Annotated in this window: 1 protein-coding gene; it reads right to left on the reverse strand. The window is 64.1% G+C overall.

What is annotated here, in order from left to right; all coding sequences use genetic code 11:
- Positions 1-59: 59 nt before the first annotated feature.
- A complete protein-coding gene (locus NKK47_RS34985; protein ID WP_352579925.1) occupies positions 60-1,190 on the reverse strand; it encodes an IS481 family transposase in 1,131 nt (376 codons plus the stop codon).
- Positions 1,191-1,269: the final 79 nt, after the last annotated feature.

Genomic DNA, 1,269 nt, shown 5'->3' on the forward strand with positions numbered 1-1,269 from the left:
TGTTTGGACTGGGGACATCGCGAACAGATGTGCGAGGACATCGCGAACAGTTTTGCATGCTATCGCGCCAGGACATTGAGGTCGATGGTTTCTATTTTCTGATGTCTGAACCAGGCGTCGAAGACACCGTCTGTGGCGGTGGGCCTGAAGGCGACGGATTTTCCTGTGAAGGCCCTGCACAAACGCATGGTGCGGCCAAGAATGGAGACGAAGCCATGCTGCTGTACGCGGCGGATGAGATCGCCCTTGGCGTATTCGAACGGCTCGACCGTTTCGCGATAAGGGCGCAGCGATGCCCAGTAGCGATCGAGCGGCACGCCGCCGTCCAGCGCATCGTGGGGACGCTGGGCGTTGTAGACATGGCGCCACTGGTCGAATGCGTCCTGGGCCTTGGCGAGATCGGCGAAGGGCGGTCCCTGCAGCGCCTCGGCCTTGAGCGAGCGATGGAAGCGCTCGTCCTTGCCGAGGGTCTGGGGATGGCAAGGCCTGGAGTGGCTGACGGCGATGCCGGTTTCGATCAGCCAGACGGTGAGCAGCGTGAAGTCGTTGCGGCCGCCATCGCCCCAGGGCGGGCCATTATCGGTGGCGATGCGCCACGGCAAGCCATAGCGGCGGAAGGCGGTGACCAGCCGGGCTTTTACGGTTGCGGTGGTCTGGTCGGCGCAGGCCGACAGCGCGACCGAGAAGCGCGAATGGTCATCAAGCACGGTGAGCGGATGCAGGCGGCCGCAACGCAAGGCGACGTGACCCTTGAAGTCCATCTGCCACAGATCGTTGGGGGCGGCATGCTCGAAGCGGATGAAGGGCTGCGCTCCACCGCCCGACGTTCCCAACTCAATGCCGTTGCGACGCAGGATGCCGGTTACCGTCGAGGCCGCCGGCGTGCCGATACCCTCGCGGGCAAGCACACGCGCGATCTTGCGTCCACCCCAAGCCGGATGCGCCATACGCACCGCAAGGGCCGCCGCTTCCACCTCCGGCGCGCTGCGCGCCGGGCTCGATCGTGGCCGCCGCGACTGTTCGACCAGCCCAGCCTCCCCCTCGATCCGATAGCGCGAAAGCAGCTTGTGGCCACAGGTCCGGCCGATACCGAAGCGCTGGCACAGCACGCTTATATTCGCTCCTTTCGCCGACGCCAGCCTCACAAACTCCAGCTTCTGCTTCATCACGCTTCTGTCCTCGAATGGCATCCCGAACCCCCTCGCGCAAAAGCGCAAAACTGTTCGCGATGTCCTCGCACATCTGTTCGCGATGTCCCCAGTCCAAACA

Source organism: Mesorhizobium sp. M0019 (genome assembly GCF_040323975.1).
Lineage (GTDB): Bacteria > Pseudomonadota > Alphaproteobacteria > Rhizobiales > Rhizobiaceae > Mesorhizobium.

Bases quoted from the DNA above. Each gene is read 5' to 3' on its own strand.
- NKK47_RS34985 (WP_352579925.1), bottom strand. From the start codon at position 1,190: ATGCCATTCGAGGACAGAAGCGTGATGAAGCAGAAGCTGGAGTTTGTG.